General features: G+C 56.7%; 12 protein-coding genes and 3 pseudogenes. 10 read left to right on the forward strand and 5 right to left on the reverse strand.

What is annotated here, in order from left to right:
- Window positions 1–16 precede the first annotated feature (16 nt).
- The 4 genes from virB9 (at window position 17) to QD409_RS26610 (ending at window position 5,232) form a co-directional block, all read left to right on the forward strand.
- Window positions 17–880, forward strand: a complete 864-nt coding sequence (gene virB9, locus QD409_RS26595) for a P-type conjugative transfer protein VirB9 (RefSeq protein ID WP_430764086.1) — start codon at window positions 17–19, stop codon at window positions 878–880.
- A complete protein-coding gene (virB10, locus tag QD409_RS26600) occupies window positions 870–2,039 on the forward strand; it encodes a type IV secretion system protein VirB10 (protein ID WP_430764087.1) in 1,170 nt (389 codons plus the stop codon). Before virB9 ends, virB10 begins: the two co-directional genes overlap by 11 nt.
- A gap of 8 nt (window positions 2,040–2,047) precedes the next feature.
- Window positions 2,048–3,037 (forward strand): P-type DNA transfer ATPase VirB11, encoded by a 990-nt coding sequence (gene virB11 / locus QD409_RS26605; RefSeq protein WP_430764088.1) that lies wholly within the window; start codon window positions 2,048–2,050, stop codon window positions 3,035–3,037.
- Window positions 3,038–3,633: 596 nt separating this feature from the next.
- Window positions 3,634–5,232 carry a Fic family protein gene (locus QD409_RS26610; RefSeq protein ID WP_430764089.1) on the forward strand — a complete coding sequence of 533 codons (1,599 nt, stop codon included), beginning with the start codon at window positions 3,634–3,636 and terminating at the stop codon, window positions 5,230–5,232.
- A 240-nt stretch (window positions 5,233–5,472) separates the two neighbouring features.
- On the opposite strand, the gene QD409_RS26615 is transcribed toward QD409_RS26610, so the two are convergent.
- Both QD409_RS26615 and QD409_RS26620 read right to left on the reverse strand, forming a co-directional pair.
- Window positions 5,473–6,858: an O-antigen ligase family protein gene (locus QD409_RS26615; RefSeq protein ID WP_430764090.1), complete on the reverse strand. Its 1,386-nt coding sequence runs from the start codon at window positions 6,856–6,858 to the stop codon at window positions 5,473–5,475.
- Window positions 6,859–7,016: 158 nt separating this feature from the next.
- Window positions 7,017–7,592, reverse strand: a complete 576-nt coding sequence (locus QD409_RS26620) for a sugar transferase (RefSeq protein ID WP_430764102.1) — start codon at window positions 7,590–7,592, stop codon at window positions 7,017–7,019.
- A gap of 206 nt (window positions 7,593–7,798) precedes the next feature.
- Between QD409_RS26620 and QD409_RS26625 the strand changes: the two genes are divergently transcribed.
- Window positions 7,799–8,731 carry an NAD-dependent epimerase/dehydratase family protein gene (locus QD409_RS26625; protein WP_430764091.1) on the forward strand — a complete coding sequence of 311 codons (933 nt, stop codon included), beginning with the start codon at window positions 7,799–7,801 and terminating at the stop codon, window positions 8,729–8,731.
- 7 nt (window positions 8,732–8,738) lie between these two features.
- Here QD409_RS26625 and QD409_RS26630 read toward each other — a convergent pair whose 3' ends face one another.
- Window positions 8,739–10,025 carry a nucleotide sugar dehydrogenase gene (locus QD409_RS26630; protein WP_430764092.1) on the reverse strand — a complete coding sequence of 429 codons (1,287 nt, stop codon included), beginning with the start codon at window positions 10,023–10,025 and terminating at the stop codon, window positions 8,739–8,741.
- A 306-nt stretch (window positions 10,026–10,331) separates the two neighbouring features.
- On the opposite strand from QD409_RS26630, the pseudogene QD409_RS26635 reads away from it, so the two are divergent.
- Window positions 10,332–10,747 (forward strand): annotated as a pseudogene (locus QD409_RS26635) (IS110 family transposase); the annotation flags it as partial.
- 114 nt (window positions 10,748–10,861) lie between these two features.
- On the opposite strand, the pseudogene QD409_RS26640 reads toward QD409_RS26635, so the two are convergent.
- A pseudogene (locus tag QD409_RS26640) lies at window positions 10,862–11,398 on the reverse strand (Tn3 family transposase); the annotation flags it as partial.
- A 21-nt stretch (window positions 11,399–11,419) separates the two neighbouring features.
- On the opposite strand from QD409_RS26640, the pseudogene QD409_RS26645 reads away from it, so the two are divergent.
- Window positions 11,420–11,648: pseudogene (locus tag QD409_RS26645) on the forward strand (ISKra4 family transposase); the annotation flags it as partial.
- 228 nt (window positions 11,649–11,876) lie between these two features.
- Complete coding sequence (locus QD409_RS26650; protein ID WP_430764093.1) at window positions 11,877–13,055, forward strand: MFS transporter; 1,179 nt, start codon at window positions 11,877–11,879, stop codon at window positions 13,053–13,055.
- A gap of 48 nt (window positions 13,056–13,103) precedes the next feature.
- On the opposite strand, the gene QD409_RS26655 is transcribed toward QD409_RS26650, so the two are convergent.
- The gene (locus QD409_RS26655) at window positions 13,104–14,093 is read right to left on the reverse strand and encodes a helix-turn-helix domain-containing protein (protein ID WP_430764094.1); all 990 of its coding nucleotides are present in this window, start codon (window positions 14,091–14,093) and stop codon (window positions 13,104–13,106) included.
- A 266-nt stretch (window positions 14,094–14,359) separates the two neighbouring features.
- Here QD409_RS26655 and QD409_RS26660 point away from each other — a divergent pair, with 266 nt between their 5' ends.
- Together QD409_RS26660 and QD409_RS26665 are read left to right on the forward strand one after the other, a co-directional pair.
- Window positions 14,360–16,687, forward strand: a complete 2,328-nt coding sequence (locus QD409_RS26660; protein ID WP_430764095.1) for an autotransporter domain-containing protein — start codon at window positions 14,360–14,362, stop codon at window positions 16,685–16,687.
- Between the two features lie 457 nt (window positions 16,688–17,144).
- On the forward strand, window positions 17,145–17,634 hold a 490-nt coding region (locus QD409_RS26665), incomplete at its 3' end, for a DUF746 domain-containing protein (RefSeq protein ID WP_430764096.1).

Below are 17,634 nucleotides of genomic sequence, written 5' to 3' on the forward strand. Positions count from 1 at the left end.
TCTGAAACATCATTGTTTGACTGCACTGCTCCTGACTGCCAGCTGGTCATCGGCAACTTTTGCATTGGAAACGCCGCGCGGAGCATCCCAGGATAGTCGGGTCCGCTTCGTCGACTATCAGCCTTACAATATCACCAGGATCGTTGGCTCGTTGCGTTCCTCCGTCCAAGTGGAGTTTGCCGCCGACGAGGAAATAGCCCATGTGGCGCTTGGCAACACGGTCGCCTGGGAAGTGGCGCCGGCCGGTAATATCCTCTTCCTGAAGGCGCGAGAGAACCAGCCTGTCACGAACATCTCCGTGGTCACGACACGTCGTGATGGTTCGACGCGCAGTTACCAGATGGAGTTGACGGTCCGAGACGGTCCGGTTGCCGCCGGCCAGGACACTTACTTCTATGTCAAATATCGCTATCCGGCCGATGATGCGGAACGCCGTCGTCAGGAGGCGCTCGGGCGAACCGAGGCAGCACAAGCTGGACAAGCCGACACAGTGCTGGCTTTGCATGAGCAATATGGACCGCGCAACTGGCATTATTCGGCACAGGGATCAAAAGCGTTGGAACCGAACGCTGTTTATGACAACGGCAAGATAACGACTATTGTCTTCACCGGTAATCAGGAAATGCCGGCAATCTATATGGAAAGCTCCGACGGCACCGAGAGCCTGGTACCTAAGTCGGTGGCCGGTGATCTCGTGCTCGTTCATGCGATTGGCCGCAAATTCATTCTGCGGCGGGGAGGAGACGCGCTCTGCATCTTCAACGAAGCTTACGATCCGATGGGCATCGATCCCAACACCAATACGACATCGCCTTCGGTGGAGCGTGTCGTGAAAGTGCAGGCGGCAAGTGCCGCAACAGGAGGAGCCCATGGCGGATGACGCGGAAGACCGTATCCCAGGTGAGCGCGCCGAGACGGATGTTAATCCGCGAACTGACGCCAGTCCATTCCTGAAGCGCGGTACCGTCGTTCTGGCGATGGTCGCTTTTGTTGGATTTTCGTTGTGGTCGATGCGTGACCGGCAAAAGACGGAGACGACAGAGCCCGACCATGTCGTTATTCGCCAGACGGCCGACTTCGAGCCGGCGAAGGAAGAGGTAAAGCCGGCCGCACCGCTTCCAGAGGTGCTGTTACCGACGCCTGCGCCGAAGGAGCAGGTCACACCTGCTGAGGACACTTTGCTGGACTCTGCCCGCCGTGCGCCGGTGATGGCCTATAATGGACAGCAGTCCTCATCGCGGCGCCGTGACACTGCAGCTGCCGTGCCGCAAGACCCTGGCTCCAATTATCTCCCTGCTCCAGGCAGCCTTGGGGGCGCCCAACCTGAAACCGAGGATCAGCGTTTCAACAGGATGTTGACGCCGACCCATCTGGAAGGATCACGCGCCGGCACGCTCGGCAATCGCGACTTCATCGTGGCAATGGGAACTTCCATTCCCTGTGTGCTGGAGACGGCCCTTGCCTCCGACCAGCCGGGCTTTGCCAGCTGCATCATCAACCGCGATGTGCTCTCCGACAACGGCCGCGTGGTTCTGATGGAGAAAGGAACCCAGATCGTCGGAGAATATCGCGGCGGCTTGAACCGTGGTCAGAAGCGTCTGTTCGTGCTTTGGAACCGGGCAAAGACGCAAAAAGGTGTGATTATTACACTCGCATCGCCCGCAACTGACGCGCTCGGGCGTGCGGGCATGGATGGCTATGTCGACACGCATTGGTGGGAGCGCTTCGGCAGCGCCATCCTGCTCTCTATCGTTGGTGACGCGACGACCTATGCCGGCAGCCGGCTGCGGGATAGTGACGTTCAAGCGCAGAATTCGACGACGGCTGGCCAGCAGGCAGCAGCGACTGCCGTCGAGCAATCTATCAATATTGTGCCGACATTGACAAAGCATCAGGGCGAACTCGTCTCGATCTTTGTCGCCCGCGATCTCGATTTTTCCGATGTCTATAGCCTGCGTGTCACCGAGCCCCGTAACAGGATCCTCGATCGGGCGGTATCGGGGGATTTCAGGCCTCGATCGACGCTCGTGACGAAGTAGGGCGGAAGATGGCGGAAGCTTCAGATGCCGGTGTCGTGCGTGAATTGCTTTTGCCACTGTCTCGCTTCCTGAAGGATACGTCGCTCTATGAGATCGTCGTTAACCGCCCGGGTGAAGTCCTGACCGAGGGAACGGAAGGATGGCGGCACCATGCACTGCCGGATCTTAGCTTCGAGAAGCTCATGCGTCTGGCCCGGGCCATTGCAAGCTATTCGAACCAGGCAATCGACGAGGCCCGGCCGGTCTTGTCGGCCTGCTTGCCAGATGAAGAGCGGATTCAGATCGTTATTCCGCCGGCAACGACTAAGGGCACGGTCAGCGTCACGATCAGAAAGCCGTCATCAGTGACGCTGACGTTGGATGATCTCGAAAAGGGGGGATTATTTTCCAATGTCTCCTCGCCGAACCGTCATGTCGAATCCTCCGATACGAGGTTGGACAAGATCCTTAAGGCAGGCAATTACGCAACGTTTCTGCGTGCGGCGGTTCTTGCGCGCAAGAACATCATCATCTCGGGCGCGACCGGATCGGGCAAGACCACCCTGTCGAAGGCATTGATCCGATATATCCCGGAGCATGAGCGGATAATCTCGATCGAGGATACGCCCGAGCTGGTCATCTCGCAGCCCAATCAAGTCAGGCTTTTCTATTCGAAAGGAGGGCAGGGGCTGGCGAAAATCAGCGCGAAAGATTTGCTCGAATCGTGCCTCAGGATGCGACCCGATCGCATTCTTTTACAGGAGCTGCGCGACGGCTCGGCTTTCTACTACATCCGCAATGTCAATTCAGGACACCCTGGATCGATCACAACGGTGCATGCCGATTCTGCGGCGCTAGCATTTGAGCAACTGACGTTGCTCGTGAAAGAGTCGGAGGGAGGTCGTGACCTTGAGCGCAGCGATGTTCGTAGTTTGCTCAAGGTCGCGATCGATATCATTGTCCAGTGCAAGCGGATCGACGGGCGGTTTCGGGTGAGCGAGATTTATTTTGAGCCGTGATCGAGCGGAGAAATGATTAGTTCCTGCATTTTGCTTTGTTCGCTTCAGGGCTAACCAGATCTTCTGGTGCTTCCTCTTCCTCGGCTTCGGGCGAACCGCTTCGCTCATCGGAAAACTGAGCCGGAAAATGGCCGATGTGAATGCGAAATTCGGGGTACGTGAGCGCTCTCCGGGGCCGCATGCCGTCTTTCGTCGCAAGGCCTCGTAGTTGCCCGCGGATCATGCGACGAAAATAGAGGGCATTGGCGTACAAATACTTGAATTTCGCGGTGGCGATCCGGTTGGTCGCAGCATCATCAACTTGGCATTGACGCTTTTAGTGCGTTGTTAAGCGAAAAGCCGATTTCGTCAGTCGCTGAGGAATTATAATTTGATTTCTATATCGACCATGCAAAAAAATCGATTTTCGATGCGAAACTTGCGGTTTCGATGAAGTCCACGACGATTGCTAATCAATTTTCGATATGATCGATCTTATATAAGTGTTTTTCTATAAAGATAAATGATTTCCGATGTAAGCAATTGTCGATATTATGGATCGAAAATAATCATCCTTCGATGATGTAACTTGTTTCTCGATGAGGAAGGAAGTCGGCATGACAGCCAATCTCGCAAATCCGGCGGTCTTCCAGGAGCGAATCGTGCCAACGGATACGGTTCCCGTTGGATTTGCCGCACTCGTCCAGAAATACGGGGTCGCAGCCCCTGTTCGTCTCCCTTCATGCGTCGCCAAGAGCTTTGTTTATGGCTCGAGGAGAGCACATGAGGATTGGACGATCTTCGACAAGCGCTTCGCTCCAGAGGACAGCTTGCTTGGACATCTGACCTTCGCATTGAGGCATGAGATAGTCGACCTGTTGATCCTGAAAAGGCTATTTCAAATTGTCGCGGCGAGTGAGATCGCGGCGCTGATCGAAGCCGAGCCGACGAGCAGCGTGACGCGCCGGATTTGGTTCTTTTATGAATGGCTGACCGGTACACGCCTTGACATTCCGGACGCGGAACGGGGGAACTATGTTGAAGCGCTTGACACCACGAGCTACTTTACATCGAAGCCTGTGAATTCGCCCCGCCATCGGGTACGGGACAATCTTCTCGGCACAACAGCATTCTGCCCCGTATTAAGACGCACCGAATATCTGGTCGAAACGGTCAACCGGCGCTGGGACGCTGAAGCCAAAGAGCTCATCGGAAAGATCGGGAAGGGAATCGTTGCGCGCGCAGCAAGTTTTCTGCTTCTGTCGGATAGCCAGGCATCCTATCAGATCGAAGGTGAACGCCCGCCCCGAAACCGTTTAGAGCGATGGATGCGAGCCGTCGCTCAAGCCGGAAAGCGGCCAATCTCCGTGGATGAACTCGTGCGTCTCCAGCACATAGTTATCGAGGAGAATCGTTTCATTAAGCGCGGGCTGCGAGAGACCGGCGGCTTTATTGGCGATCGCGACTGGAACGGCGATCCGCTCCCCGAATTTGTTTCAGTGCGACATGAAGACATCAACGATATCCTCACAGGGATCATAGCAGCAGGAAGCAGGATGGCGGAGAGCGGGGTTGATGCCGTACTTCAAGCCTCAATCATGGCCTTCGCTTTCGTGTTCGTCCATCCCTTTGAAGACGGAAACGGTCGTGTGCATAGGTACCTCATACATCATGTCTTGTCGGAGCGCGGCTACACGCCCCCTGGCGTGATCTTTCCTATTTCTTCGGTACTGCTCGAACGCCAGGAGGAGTATGGTGCGCGCCTGCGCGGCTACACTGGATCGCTACTACCTTTTATCGAATGGGTGCCGACAGCAGAGAAAAACGTGCGTGTCGTCAACGAAACCGACGATCTCTACAGGTTCGGAGACTACACCGAGTTGACGGAATTTCTCTATGCTTGCGTCGTACAGACGATCAGACGCGACCTGCCAAATGAGATCGACCACCTCGCGCGCTTCGACGAGGCGAAGGGACGCATTCAGAATTTTCTTGAGATGCCGGACGCGATGATCTCGAGTCTCGTTAATTTTATCCGTCAGAACAATGGTACGCTTTCCAAGAAGCGGCGGGGTCGTGAGTTCGAAAACATGACCGACGAGGAGGTAGCGTCAGTGGAAGCGATAGTTCGTGACGCCTTCGACATCGGTCTATCGAATGAGAATGGCGATCGGTCCGAAGAAAATAAGCTCGGCAATCCCCGACGGCGGCAATAGGGCCTTTCTGTAGGCACGTGACATACGCCTTGCCCCCGCCGACCTGAGCCTTAACACCGGAAAATTCCAGCTCCCGCTGCCCCAAATTCGGGGTGCACTTCAGGACATGAAACTTAACGGTCGCACTCACCCTTCGAAACAGCGAACATCATAATCAATGCTTCCGGAAGGACAAACCATCCTAGATTCGACCGTGGGGTTCTTTGTGTTGCTGTCGAGGCGGTCGTGCAACTATCATGATCACGCTCTCACGACCGCTTCTTTCCTTTCCGCCGTCGACATCGTCAAGTACTCCCCCTTCAGCCGCATGTGGCACCAGCAGGCGAAGGCCGAGCTTGCGAAGGCCAGGCTTTCGCCGATCGCCAGGCGGTTGTTGGAGTTGCTGAGCAGGGTCAGCGAGAAGAAGAAGAGGCAGGCGATATAGGCGTGCCATGCAGCGCGCGGAATGATACCTGCCTTGCGGGCGCGCCAGACGGCGCGGATGAAGGTGGCGAGCATGAAGCCCATGATTGCCGCACCGAATAGGCCGAAGCGCACCAGGATTTCCAGGTAGCCATTGTGCAGCAATGTGTATTGAACATGCGAATAGCGCGTCTCGGCCCAGCGCTCGAGCCATTGATTGCCCCAGCCGAAGATCGGCGCGGAGGAGAAGACTTCCCAGCTGTTGGACCAGAGCTGCAGGCGCTCGTCCATCGATACCGGGGTGTCGGACGAGCTGATGGTGGTCGTCATCACGCCGCCCAGATCGTGGCTGCCGGTGACGTTTTGCACCATGGAAAGCGCTGCCGACACAGTAGGGCCTGCGGTCTTGTCGAGATTGTGTCTTACGCCATAGATGCCCGCCACCAGCAAGACAGCAACGGCGACGATGGCGATAATGCCGCTCTTCATGCGCAGATAGGTCAGCGTAACCAGCGCCAGAGGCGGCATGGTGATGCCGAGCGCCAACCAGACGCCTTTCGATTTGGCGCCGTAGATGGCGATGAAACAGAGCGCAAAGATGAAGGGCGAAACGATATAAGCGAAACGAGCGATGCGGCGATCGCTGGATTTTTCCGTTAGATAATGCAGCAGCCAGAACAGGGTGAAGATTATAATCATGCCGCAGGCGACGGCACCGTGGATCTGGTTGTTCATGATCAGCGGGCGGATGGTCTCGCCGGCGAAGACTTCGCGCAGATGCTGGGTGGCGACCAGCATGATGAGGACCATGGCGAAATAGGCCGCGACGATCTTTTCCATCAGCTCTTCATAGAGTAGGAAGCCGACACCCAGGATCGGAAAGAAGAAGGTGAAGGCATAGAGCCAGTCCGAAGCGCCGATGTCGTGCTGCGGCGTCAGCCAATAGATGATGGCGAAACGGACCATGACATAGGCGGCCCAGCCCATGCAGAGCCAGCCGATCCAGTCTGTGCGCGGCTTAAGCGGCGCTTTCAGATAGTAGTAGAGAGCGATCATCGACAGGATCGCCGTCGCATAGCGGTAGGCGTCGCTTTCGACGACGGTTGGCGAAGCCATGAGCAGCCAAAGCAGGCCGCCGATGATTGCCATGGATTTTGGCATGACGCTTGCGGCCGTGGTGATGCCGGGAGGACGGGTCGCGAGATCGGCCGGCGATGTGTTCACGCGTGAGCTATCCAATGTCGTCGTTCCCCTGTCGTCCACATCGATCCCCTATCCAGCCTGCCAAAGCATTCATGACGGCCCCTAAGATCGCAAAGAGGCAGGAATGCGGCTTTCTTGCGGCCAGGCTTCACCGGCCTGACAGTTTCGCCCAATGCTTGCTAATGCGTCACGCCATCGCGCCGAACCACCTTCAATGCCGTCAGAGCGATGATCTTGAGATCGAAAAGGAAGGAGCGCTGGCGCAGGTAGTTCTCATCGAGCGCCACTTTCTGCGGGATCGGCAGCTCGTCGCGGCCATTGACTTGCGCCCAGCCGGTGAGGCCTGGCAGCAGGGCATCGACGCCGCGTTCGGTCCGCAAGGCGATCAGGTCGTGCTGGTTGAAGAGCGCTGGGCGAGGGCCGACAACGCTCATCTCGCCCTTCAGGATGCACCAGAGCTGCGGCAGTTCGTCCAGGCTGGACTTGCGCAAGAAGGAGCCGATCGGCGTCACGTAGGCGCCGGCATCCTTCAGCAGATGCGTTGCGACCGCGGGCGTGTCGGTCCGCATGCTGCGAAACTTCGGCATGCGGAAAATCTGATTTCGGCGGCCGACCCGGTCCGACCAGTAAAGAATGGGGCCGGGGGAGGTTAGCCGCACGGCGACCGCGATGATCAGGATCGGGATGGAAAAGACGACGATAGCCGCAAAGGCGGCGAGGAAGTCGAAAAGGCGCTTGGCGATCGTATAGGGCATCGTCTCTGATAATTTTACCGGCACCGGTTTCGCGGCGCCGATGATGGTTTCTGTGCAGTCCATCTCATATCAGGCATTTCTGCACAATCGTTCCGGCCATGAATTTTGCCCAGCCTGCCCTTCCGAGATCCCTTGTTCCTCACTGAGGTAATGTGCGAAGCATGGTCTGAACGGACGCATGGGCGTCATTGAGGGACGATGGGCGCATGATCCTGGTCACGGGTGCGACGGGTTTTGTTGGGCAGGCGTTGTGCGCCGAGCTTTCCCGGCGACAGATGGTTTATCGTCCGGTCAGCCGTGCACCAAAGCCGGGCTTCGTTGCTATGGGTACGTTCAATGGTGCGACCGATTGGGCGAGAGCGCTCGCAGGCGTCGAAACCGTCGTGCATCTGGCGGCGCGCGTGCACGTCATGAATGACACCTCGTCAGATCCGCTCGCCGCCTTTCGCGCCGCCAATGTCGATGCCACGGTCAATCTGGCTCGGCAGGCGGCTCGGGCGGGTGCAAAGCGCTTCATCTTCCTGAGCTCGATCAAAGTCAACGGCGAGGCGACTGTCCCGGGCAGGCCGTTCACAGCGTCCGACATGCCGCATCCCGAGGATCCTTACGGCCAGTCGAAGTACGAGGCGGAAGAGGCGCTCCTTGCCATCGGCGCGGAGACGGGCATGGAGATCGTCGTCATCCGCCCGCCACTGGTCTACGGGCCGGGCGTCAAGGCGAATTTTGCGAGCCTGATGAAATGGGCCGAGCGGCTGTTTCCCTGGCCTTTCGGGCTCGTCACCAACCGCAGATCGCTGGTTTTCGTCGGCAATCTCGTCGATTTCATCCTGCTCTCGACACACCATCCCGCTGCCGCACATCGCGTGTTCTTGGTTAGCGACGGTGCCGATCTTTCCATCGGCGAATTGATCGGCAAGCTTTCTGCGGCAATGGGGCGGAGAACCCTGTTGCTGCCGATCCCGCCGCTTTTGCTGGAAGGACTGGCGACGCTGCTCGGCCGTCGTGCCGCGGCACGGCGCCTTCTCGGTTCGCTGCAGGTCGACATCGGCGAGACGGTGGCGATCACCGGCTGGTCACCACGCTATTCGGTCGATGAGGGGCTGAGGTTGACGGTCGCTGGCTCGTCAAGAGACCGCTAAGTGGCGCTCATAGGCTCCAGACGGCATGCCCGTCGAGCCGGGGATTATCGCGTTCCAGTGCTGCCTTCACGTCGACCACCACGCTGTTTTCGCCCAGTAGATTAAGAATCTCCGCCGCACCATCGGCCAGATAGGATTTGTGCGGTACGGCGAGCACGATGGCGTCGAGCTTGCCGAAATCGTCAAGTGCCGCCAGCCGCACGCCATATTCCCCTTCTGCCTCATCATGGTTGGCCATTGGGTCGTGCACCAGCGGCTTGATGCCGAACTGGTGCAGCTCGCGGATGATGTCGGGGACGCGGCTGTTGCGGAGATCCGGCACGTTTTCCTTAAAGGTCAGGCCAAAAATGCCGATCCGGGCGCCGTTGATCGGCTTTTGCGCCGAAACCAGCATCTTGATCAGCTTCTGGGCGATGAAGGCGCCCATCCCGTCATTGATGCGCCGGCCGGAGAGGATGACTTCGGGGTGGTAGCCGAGTTCCTCGGCCTTGGCCGTCAGATAATAGGGGTCGACGCCGATGCAATGGCCACCGACAAGGCCGGGCGTAAACGGCAGGAAATTCCATTTCGTCCGCGCCGCGTTTAGGACGTCCGCGGTACGGATATCCATCTTTTCGAAGATGATCGATAGCTCGTTCATCAGCGCGATGTTGAGGTCGCGCTGAGTGTTTTCGATCACCTTGGCCGCTTCCGCCACTTTGATGCTAGGCGCCTTATGAATGCCGGCCTCGACCACCGCGCCATAGACGGCGGCGATCCTCTCCAGCGTCTCCTCGCTGTCGCCGGCGACCACCTTCACGATGCGTTCGAAGGTATGTTCCTTGTCGCCGGGATTGATCCGTTCCGGCGAATAGCCGAGGTGAAAATCCTCGCCCTGACACAGGCCGGAGACTTCGGCGAGCACGGGGCCGCAGACATCCTCGGTGACGCCAGGATAGACCGTCGATTCATAGACGACGATGCCGCCCTTCTTCAGAGCCTTGCCGACGGTGCGCGAGGCGGAAATCATCGGGCGCAGATCCGGCTGCCGGTTGCGGTCGATCGGTGTGGGAACGGCGACGATGAAGATGTCGCGGTCGCGCAGATCCTCGATGTCGCTGCTGATGTGCAGCCTGCTTTCCTTCAGACGTTCCGGCGAAACCTCGCGCGTGTCGTCCTCGCCCGCGTTCAAGGCCGCGACGCGGGACGCCTTGATATCGAAACCGACGACATCGGGAAATTTCCCGGCCAGGGCAATCGCGACGGGCAGTCCGACGTAACCCAGGCCGATCACGGCAATTTTTTCGCTCAACACATTCTACCTCGAACAATCGACCTGAATTAGCGCATATCCGAGCTGCATGTCAGCGCAAATCTTTGCCGTGCCGTGCCAATTCAGGCGCATGTGAGATCAATGTGAATATCAGGCGGAGGCTTTGCAATAGTCGGGTCGGCGAGGCGGTGTCGTATGTCGCCCATCGCCTTGAGACATGGGACAATCGCGGGGCGATCTCCTCGGGCCATTTTCTGTTGATGCAGGTAGGGGTGGTTGCCTCCGATAAGATGGGAATACGGGCTTCCGATCGGCACCGGCCCCAAACATCATTCGTTGGAGGCAACCATGAACCAGTATATTGGGCTCGACATTTCCTTGAACGACACCGCGATCTCAATCCAGCAAGGCGGCAAACGCATCTGGCGCGGCAAGTGCCCTTCGGACCCAGGCTGCTGGCAGATATGATCCGCAAGCATACGCCGCATGCCAGACGCGTCGCCTTCGAGACCGGGCCGTTGTCGACGTGGTTTTATCACGCCCTGACGGCCGAGGGGATACCGGCGATCTGCATCGAGGCCCGGCATGCGCAGAAGGTTTTGAGCGAGACGCTCAATAAGACCGATGCCAACGATGGGGACGGGTTGGCGCAACCGACGGAAGCCGGCTTCTACAAGACCGTCCGGATAGAAGCGTTCGACAGCATGCCGACGCGCATGTTGGTCAGGGCACACAATCAGCTCCTGAGCCTTTCGTTCCAGATGGGTCCGTTTGCGGAAGGGGGCGAAATACCACCTCTCGCCCGACTTGATCGGATGCGACGCAGCTAGGCGTCACGAAAGTGCTGGATTTGTCTGGCTTTTGAGAACATAGGGTGATCACGCCGCGAGGATGGAGCTTTCCCGCCGCAACGGCCTAAGATCGAGGCTGTCCGTCGGGGTCCAGATGTAATCAGCGGTCAGGCTGATATGCTGCCAACCGAGCGGGGTAATATGTTTGATCACATTCGGCGGCGTGGGAATTCCTCCCGGTTGAGCTCGGCGAATACCGGTTCGAGATAGAGCGTGTTCCAGTAGACAATGGCGTTGATCAGCAGGTTGAGGCCGGATGCTCGGTAGAATTGGCTTTCGAATGTGTGATCGCGCAATTCCCCCGAGACGGTTGAAGAATATCGCTCGGGCAAGGGTGTTCTGGGCTTCGCCCTTGTTGAGGCCGGCGGTTGCGTTTCTGTGCATCTCCGGGTTCTGCCACCATTGCGGGAGGAAAATTGGCCGATTGATGCGGCCAAGATCGCGCAGCGTCAGCGCCAGGCCGTTCTGTCGCGGGAGCGCCGACAGCCTGGCAAGTAGGGTCGAAGGTCGGACCTGGCCGGAACGGATCGTCGTGATCAGGCGAAGGATGTCATTCCAATTTGCCTAACACTTTCGTGTCGTTACGCCGGAGAGTGGATATCCTCTGCCTTCGCCGAGGCCACCGTCAACGCCGTTATCTCGAAGCGGCTCGCTAAAAGGCAGCAAATGCAATGGAGCAAGACAGGAGCGCTATCTTCTCCTCCAAACCCGCACCCAGACCCTCGACGGCTCGTGGCGGTTGACTTTCAAGAAATGGTATCCGGGCATGGCAAACGACGATCAGAAGCCAGACGGAACAGCGCTCGCCGCCTAACTGCCACCCAATTCCTCATGCTCTCCTCTTTGGACTTCAAAAAGTTAACAAAGCATAAAAATGCACCCGTTCACAGCATTGCTTCAACCAACTGAAAGGTTTGCGACAAGCCCGATTCCATGCCTTGCCAGCCCATGACATACCAGCTCAAATTCATTGAAGAATGTCATTTTTGAATGTAGTGCGTAAGCTGGCAATTCAGCGGTTTGCGCGACTTTACAGGCAGCTATGGCTTCGAACCACGTTACACCACTACTTCCTATTTTTACGACCGCTGGCATCATCTTAGGCGCGCATGGATTGCAGTTAACGTTCGTTGCTGTTCGAGGGGCGCATGAGGGCTTTCCGGCTACAGTTATCGGCGTCATGAGCGCCGTATACAGTGTAGGATTTGCCTTGGGTTGCCTTTGCGTTTCACGGCTCTTTTTCGGAATGGCCCAGAAGCGGGCGCTCATGCTGCTGGCCGTTGTCGCCTCGATTCTGACGGCATCAATGGTCCTGACGAATGAGCCAAGCGTCTGGATCGTCATTCGCTTTCTGTCCGGCTTTGCTTACGCAAGCCTGCTCGCGGTAATAGAAAGCGAGATCAATGCGAATGTCAGCAACACTTACAGAGCGCGTGCTCTGTCCATTTATCGGCTCATCAGTCTCGGTACAGTCGCACTTGCGCAGCAGGTCATCCCTTCTGTCGGGGTGGATGGTCCTGCAGTTTTCTTCATCATATCGAGTGCCATCTTTATGTCGCTGGTCCCGATCTCGTTGATAAAAACCTCCGGTCAGGCGAGCTCAATGGAGTTGAGGGTCAATTTCGTGCGTGCATGGCATATCAGTCCCATTGCGGTGCTAGGGGCAATTGCTGTTGGCCTTACCGTCACAACATTTCGTTCGATGGGGCCGGTGTATGCGCATGCAATCGGGCTGACGCCAGCCGAGATCGCTAATTTTATGAGCGCAGGCATTTTAGGCGGATTGATATTGCAATATCCACTCGGCCTGTTTTCGGATCGCTCGAACCGCGTCATAGTCATTCTGTTGACGATGATCGGTGCTATTGCGACGGAAGTGTTCCTCGCGGCTTTCGCCGATGTGGGCCAAGCTCTTATTATCGCTGGAGCTGTAATGTTCGGCGCATTCAGCTTTCCCTTGTATGCACTGTGCGCCTCTCATGGCAATGATCGTGCCGAAAAGGGTGACTATGTCATGCTTGCGTCGACACTGCTGTTCTTCATATCCATTGGAGGCGCGCTAGGGCCGCTGATGGTCTCAGCCATCATGCAAAGCGAAGGGCAGGCCTCGTTTTTCTATTATATGATGGCAGTCCACGGGCTCGTGAGCGCTTATGCAATCTATGAACTGTCTATAAAGCCCCGAAAGGCACGAATGAGCCGCGAGGTTGAAAGATCATAACCCTGCGCATGTGGCATTCGCTGCCCGGCTGCTCCTCATGCCTTTCCGTTAAGAGGCATTCAATGCCCTGATCCAGCCGTCGAAATCCGAAGAGGATGCGGTATCGTTGTTCGAATTGCCACCATCGAGTTGACGTCGATATTGCCCGGGGGACATGGCAAAAAATTCGGAAAACGTCCGGATCGCGTGGCTCTCGTTTGCAAAACCGACCTGATGACAGAGTGTGCTGACGCTGAAACGTACCATTTCCGGCATTGCGAGCAGCTGGCGCAACTTCTTTGCTCTGGTCTTCTGTACATATCGTGAGATCCCGCCTGCGGGCTTGAACAGTTCATAAAGGCGGGTGCGCGAAAGGTTGGCTTTTTTGGCGATCCATTCGGGTGAAAGTTCACGTTCGGCAAGGTGGGCATTCACCAGCAGCTTGACGCGCTCCATGGCTTCGTTGGCATCGCGGGGACGGGATTGTTCGTCCGGATCCAGCGCAAGCGCCAACGCCTGGCGGAACATCTGTGTAACACGTCTGGCGACTGTCGGCTCGTTCAGAAGATTTCGGCGCATGAGCGAAGCCATCATATCTGCGAGGATAGAGGATTTCTGCCCGTCAAGAATGGAGCCGTGCTGGCCGTCAACATTGTTCTCGACGGTCGCCAGCATGTCGGGCGCTAAGGAAAATGTCAGATAATGACAGTCGACCAGCGTCGTACGTTGAGGCTTGGTCATGTCGAAAAGAATGATTTCACCGGCACGAACCGAAGTTCTATGGCTTGGCGTCTCCACCAGAAGCTGCCCTGAAAGATTGAGCTGCAAGACGAAATGCTCAAAACCGTCAGCACCGGCTCGGCGCAAGGATCGCTCGTGAGTAACCCCATTTAGGTGGCGATCGAACATGACAAGTTTACCGAGACGCTTTGCCACGATGTGAGCGTAAAAATCGGTCCCGCTAGTTTCCACATCCGACCCGCCAGCGTAAAGCGCTCTATAAGCATCGAAACTCTGATCTTGATGCAAATCCAAACTGTCGAAAACGAAAGACGTCATTTCTTAACCAAGTGAAATGGCCATGCCAAGGCAAGCCAAGTGTATTGTTTGATGCCTACTTCAGAAATATAAAATATGACATAAAAGTCACATTAGTCAGTTATACTCTAAAACTACAGTAACAAACCGCTTTCTGGACGTCCAGACGATTAATGCGGACGCTCAGGCATGTTCGACAAATAAGCCCGCTGCTACCCATTCGCCAGATTTCAATATCCGCGCCGTTTCAAAATGAGACCAGGCGTGGCGATAGGGGCATAGGCAGCATGAACAAGACGTTAGATACACACCGTTCCGGCAACGCACAGCATATGAAAATGCTGTTCAATACGACGTCTTTTCTCGTGCTGGCTCTCGCATCTCCCACATTCGCGGGTCCCGCCGAACCCGTATCTGTGGGGCAGAGCAATTCAGTCGTCACTTTCGACATGTTCACGCCGCCGAATACGAGTCGTTTTGGTGGTTCCATTGTCGGCCTAAGCGGTGATGGCTCCACGCTATTGGTCAATAGCTACGATGCTATTGCTAGAAGATCGGTGCCTTACGTCTGGCGGAACTCCGTGGGTTCCGCTCTTGTTGCGACGCAAGATGTTCAAGCGCGCGCGATCAACTATGATGGATCCGTGTACGTCGGTTCCACCTATCTTTCCGAAGTGGAAGTGACGCGTGCAGCCCGCATAACGACTTCAGGTGTGGAGGATCTGGGAACGCTCGGTGGAACCTATGCGGTAGCCATGGATGTTAGCGATGATGGAAGTGCGGTGACCGGTACTTCATATCTGAGGGGTAACGGCTCCGCGCACGCATTTTACTGGTCCACGTCCACCAATGGTCTTTTGGATATTGGCACGTTAGGTGGAATCCAATCGCAAGCGGCGGCCATCAGTGGTGATGGAACCACGGTAGTTGGCCAGTCATCCCTAAGGTCCAATAAAGGGCACGCATTCCGCTGGCAGGTTAATGGCCAGATGACGGACTTGGGAGCGCTCCAGGGAGATGATATTTCTCAGGCGGTTGCTGTAAGTAAAAACGGCAGCGTAGTGGCAGGTAACTCCTATTCTAGCCAGCAAGAAACTACCAGGGTCTTCCGCTGGACACAGGCGGGCCAGATGGCCGATATCGGCACTCTCGACACCGGGAATCCGAATGACAGTAAGGATATCAATTTTGGTGCGCTGAGCCGCGATGGCAGCACAATCGTGGGTTACGTTTCAGTGTCTCCCGAGAGCGGCAGGTCTTACCAACGAGCCTATCGCTGGCACGTTGGCAATGACGGCGTTACAGGTGCAATGGAGCAGCTTGGAACGCTTGGTGGGCACTATAACATTGCGACAGCTGTCAGTGCCGATGGCAATGTTATCGTTGGGCGAGCCAGCACCGCAGGCATGGACAGCGACGTCCCTGAAAAATTTCATGGATTCCGCTGGACGGCAGCCACCAATACGATCACGGTCGACGATTGGTTGAGAAACAATGGCGTTACGCTTGCGTCAGATGTTACCAAGACCGCCGAGGCGGTTTCCAGTGACGGCAGTGTCGTTGCCGGCACCACATATGACGGTAAGTCATATTATGCCCGTGTCAAACCTGCTGCGACCGGCTCTACTGACACGGGCTCTACTGGCACGGGCTCTACTGGCACGAGCCCTACTGGCACGGGTATCATCGTTGCCGAACAGTTCGTTCCGACCGTTCAAAGCGCGGCTATTACGCCCAGCAGCACGCAGCTAAGCTACGCGAACACGGCCATGTTCGGTGCCGAAGGCAGTCCAATGCGCAACCTTCTCAACGCGGGCCAGCGCTCCGCTTGGGGTACAGTCGACTCCGGATATGACAAAAGTAAAGCTGCCGATGGCGGTTTCGCGCTTGGCGAATTCGGTCTCGGCTACGGTATTGCCGATGGTGTCACCGGACGTCTTGCAATCGGCGGCACATACACCAACCAGGATCTCGTTGGCGGCGGCGATTTCAATTTCAAGGGCTTCTATATTTCCCCGGAAGTGACCGCAAATGTTGGTGGCAATTTCTATGTGACGCTCGGTGGTTACTACGCTTTGGGTAAAATCGATATCCACCGCGGTTATCTCAATGGTTCGTCAATGGACTTTTCCGATGGCAACACCGACACGCAGACCTGGGGCGGCAAGCTTCGTCTCGACTGGCTGAACGCAGCCACCATCGCTGATACCGCAATCACCCCCTATATCGCTTTGTCCCGCGCGAACAGCAAAGTCGATGCCTATACCGAAAATGGAGGTTCTTTCCCTGTTGCGTATGACGAAATGAACGACCATTCGACGATCGCGCGCCTGGGTGCCGACTATGTTCACCCGCTCACTGAAAACGTCAACCTTCTGGCACGTACGGAAGTGGCCCACCGCTTTGAGAACCGGTCGTCTGACGCAAGCGCGGAAATTATCGGCCTGTCATCTGTCGATCTGCCGGGTCAGGATCTCAAGCAATGGTGGGTCCGTGGTGGTCTCGGCGCCGAATTTGCCGTCAGTGGCGGTACTGCCTCGCTGATGGTCAATGCCTCGACTGAAGGCGGCGATCCGCGCGTATGGCTTCGCTCTGGCTGGAAGGTGAATTTCTAAATTTCAACCCAGAAAATCGTGCCTTGCACGATGAAATTATTACTAAAATGGAAACGACGGGAGGTGACTGCTCACCTCCCGTCGTTGCTGACTTCGGGTGTTCCGCCTACACTTTTGGCTGCCGTTATCACAAAAGGGGCGACCTTCATCCTCCTAGCTAATGCCCGTCCACAAACGGTAAGCTACTGAAATTATTGAATGAATCTCGATATTTGGCGGACGAAGTCCGGCGGTTTCAAGTACACTTTAGATCAAGTGACTGATTCTAAAGACAAACCTGTCGCCGCCGGAGCCGACAATGCTGCCAATTGTCGACGCCGTTCGCGAACAGATCGGTCACGGTGAACAATTTGATTGAGACCGCAGGGTTCGCCGGCTTCGTCGCCGGCCGTGAGCTTGAGGATATCCTCCCGGCCGGCGTGGACGCCATCATGACCGATCGATAGTATCGGAGACGATGACGACGGCCGCACCCCCGAAACGCACCTTTGACCCGATGATGCCGCGGATGGGGCACTATCGGCCAATTCCCGATACCGAAGACAAGGTCTTCAGTGGCTGGCTGCAAGGCCAGTTCGATGAATTGTTCTCATCGTCTGAAGCGCCGCCACGCTGTCCACATTGCCAAGGCGGCGAGACGGTGCTTGCCACGCGTGCGGCGCATCCAAGGCCGGTCCTGCCGGTGTTTCGCTGCATTTCCTGCGACGTACATTTCCGGCGCACGACCGGTACGCCTATATCGAACTTGAAATTCCAGAACCTGGAGCAATTCATCCGGCTGTTATCGCAGCAGCGGCCCGTCACCGAGGCGGCCGCAATCCTTGGCGTCAAGCCGGCGACAGTCACCCGCTGGATCAATCGCACGCGGCAATGGATCCTGGAGCTCGATCCGACGGGCCAGTGGGAATCAAGGGTTAGGCTCGGCATGGAGATCCGGCCCGATATCG

This window comes from Rhizobium sp. BR 315, assembly GCF_050577975.1.
GTDB classification, from domain to species: domain Bacteria; phylum Pseudomonadota; class Alphaproteobacteria; order Rhizobiales; family Rhizobiaceae; genus Rhizobium; species Rhizobium miluonense.